This is a genomic window from Mesorhizobium sp. M7A.F.Ca.CA.004.12.1.1 (assembly GCF_003997835.1).
GTDB lineage: Bacteria > Pseudomonadota > Alphaproteobacteria > Rhizobiales > Rhizobiaceae > Mesorhizobium.
Genome location: NZ_RZRK01000726.1, coordinates 1 through 3046, shown reverse-complemented (window position 1 = coordinate 3046; position 3046 = coordinate 1). Strand labels below are relative to the sequence as shown.

General features: G+C 62.4%; 3 protein-coding genes. All 3 read right to left on the bottom strand.

The window, feature by feature from the left end:
* On the bottom strand, positions 1 to 1462 hold a 1462-nt coding region (fliF, locus tag EN984_RS28460; RefSeq protein ID WP_127384121.1), incomplete at its 3' end, for a flagellar basal-body MS-ring/collar protein FliF.
* 132 nt (positions 1463 to 1594) lie between these two features.
* Positions 1595 to 2659, bottom strand: coding sequence for a flagellin (locus tag EN984_RS28455; RefSeq protein WP_127270046.1), 1065 nt, complete (start codon positions 2657 to 2659; stop codon positions 1595 to 1597).
* A 256-nt stretch (positions 2660 to 2915) separates the two neighbouring features.
* The coding region (locus EN984_RS28450; RefSeq protein WP_281057351.1) for a flagellin at positions 2916 to 3046 on the bottom strand (131 nt) is incomplete at its 5' end.

Sequence of the window (3046 nt, the reverse complement as noted above, 5' to 3'; positions counted from 1 at the left end):
CCATTGCCTCCGGCGTCGGCAGCGAGCGCTGGACGTCGTCGAAGCTGGGACCTGCCAGGGCCGGAGTAGCCTTTGCCGTCAGCGCCGCGGCCATCGGCCTCAGGCCGAAGAAGGCGACCAGGAACACCACGACGATGAAGGCACCGGCATTGATCATCGTGCCGGCATGCTGGCCGATCGAATCGAGCATTCCCGCCTGCGGGATCGCCTCGCCATCCAGGCCGTCGATGAACTCGACCGCCGAGACGTCGATGATGTCGCCGCGCTTTTCGTCAAGGCCGGTAGCGGACGTGACCATCTTCTGGATCTCGGCGACGCGCTTGGCGATCTGCTCCGGCGTGGCGTCCTTGCCGAGGATGGCCGTCAGCCGTTGCTGATTGACGACCACGGCAATCGACATCTTGGTGACGGTGTAGCCGTTTGAGACCGTGGCGATCTTCTTGGAATTGATCTCGTAGTTGGTGATCTCTTCCCTGCGGTCGTTCTGCGAGGAGGATTGCGGACCATCGGTGGCGGTTGCCTGGGTCTCGGGCAGGTTCTGCTCGACGCTGGCCGGAGTGGAAGCCTGCTTCTGGTTGTTGTTCTCGTTGGCCCGCACCGACTGCACCGAGCGTTCGACGCGGGAATTCGGATCGAAGATGGTCTCTTCCGTCTGGCGGGTGTCGGTGTTGACCTCGGCCTTGACGCTTGCGCGGAAATTGTCGGGGCCGAGATAGGCCGTCAGCGCACGGCGGATGTTGTCTCCGATCTGCGCCTCGACGGTCTGCTCGACGCCGAGCGTGCGGGCGGCGCTGGTGTTGGAAGGATCGTCGCCCGCGGCCAGCAGATTGCCGCTGGAATCGAGAACAGTCACCTTGTCTGCCGACAGGCCGGGAACGGCGGCGGCGACGAGATGGCGGATCGACATGGCGCTCTTCTCGGCGTCGATGCCGGCGTAGCGGATGACCACGGAGGCCGAGGGCTGCTGCTCGTCGCGGCGGAAATTGGCCCGTTCGGACATGACGATGTGGACCCGCGCAGCCTTGATGCCCGATATGGACTGGATGGTGCGGGCGATCTCGCCTTCCAGCGCCCGCACGCGGGTGATCTGCTGCATGAAGGAGGTGAGGCCGAGCGAGCCGACATTGTCGAACAATTCGTAGCCGGCATTGGCGCTGGTCGGCAGGCCCTTTTCGGCAAGCAGCATGCGGGCCTGAGCGGTGGTGCCGGCCGGCACCAGAACCGAGGTTCCATCGGCGCCGACATCGAAGCCGATGCCGGCTTCGCCCAGCACCAGGCCGATCTGGTTCACGTCGGCGCGGTCTAGTCCCACATAGAGCGTGTCATAGGCGGGGCGGTTGAGATAGACCGAGGCGATGCCGATGACGCCCATCACCAGAACGGCGATGCCCGCCAGCATGGCGAGGCGCTTCACGCCAAACCCGCGGAGATTCGAGATGATGCTCTGGATCTGTTCCGGCACGGTTCAACGACTCCCAGCATGATTGTCCGCCGGAACTCTAGTCTTCGAAGCTTGTGCGAAAATGAAATCGGGCCGCGCTGGCGGCGCGGCCCGATTATCTGATGGAAAGGACGGCGCCGGTGGCGCCCGTGATCAGCTCTTGAACAGAGACAGGATCGACTGCGAGGCGCTGTTGGCGATCGACAGCGCTTGAACGCCGAGCTGCTGCTGAACCTGCAGTGCCTGGAGCCGGGTCGATTCCTTGTTCATGTCGGCATCGACAAGCTGGCCGACGCCGCGGTCGATGGAGTCCATCAAACTCTGGGTGAAGGTCTTCTGCAGGTCAATGCTGCTCTTGGCGGAACCGAGGATGGTGGCGGAGTCGGTCAGCTGGGCCATGACGTTATCGATCCTGTTCACCATCTGCGTGATGATGTCGTCGGTAATGCCTGGTGCCGTGATATCGAGGTTGTAGGCGGAGATATTGTCGACCTTGGCGACCGCTCCCGCCGCCGTCTGGCCGGCGGTGTTCGCGGCGATGTCCGTTCCTCCGCCCGCGATCACGCCCGCATAGGCGTTGTCGTACAGGGTCTGGGCGGCGCCCGTGGAATAGATGGACGTCTGGCGATCGAGGGTTCCGTAATTCTTGACCTCGGCGGCGAGGCCGTAGTCGAAAAGCTTGGTGCTCTCGACATCGATATCGATCGTCCCGATCGAGATGGCGCCGGATGAGGAACGATTGAATGAGGACACGATCTGGGAGTCGGGCTGGACGCCGTCATTGGCGGCCGCAACCTGCTTTGAGGTCACCGCTAGGAAGTTCGAGCCTGAAAAGGTGGCCGCATCGGCGAACGACTTCATCTGCGCCTGAAGCGCTTTGATCTCGGTCTGCGTCTTTGCCTTGGCTGCGTCCGTCTGGCCGACGGTCGAAAGCAGCTTGGTCTTGATCTGGCCGATCGTTGTCAGCACATTGTTCATGCCGGTGTAGGCGGTGTCGACTTTCGAGGCGCCGAGGCCGAGTGCATCCTGCACCGTCGACAGGGCCTGGTTGTCGGAGCGCATCGTGGTGGCGATCGACCAGTAGGCCGCGTTGTCCGAAGCTTGCGAGACACGGTAGCCCGTCGATATGCGGGCCTGTGTCTGCTCGAGTGACTTGTTGGTGGCGCTGAGGCTTTGAAGCGCGGTTAACGCCGCGGCGTTGGTCATGATACTCGCCAAGAAAGTCGCTCCTTCTCAAAGGCCGGCATGCTCAGACATGCCGGATAGCCTGCTTCAACCGTGGTATCGTGCCAGTAGGGCCGATTCGCCAACCGTTGTAAGCTATTGGTTAACCATAATTAGCGGGACATGGTTAACAGCCTGTTAAACGCGGCCTTTCGAGAGTTAACGACAGAGCGTTGCGCGCGGTCCGAGCAAACGAAATCGGGCCGCGCTTTTGGCGCGGCCCGATTTTAGTGCAAGTTGGCGGATGCGATTAGCCGCGGAAGAGCGACAGGATCGACTGCGACGAACCGTTGGCGATCGACAGCGCCTGGATGCCGAGCTGCTGCTGGACCTGCAGGGCCTGGAGGCGGGTCGATTCCTTGTTCATGTCGGCATCGACGA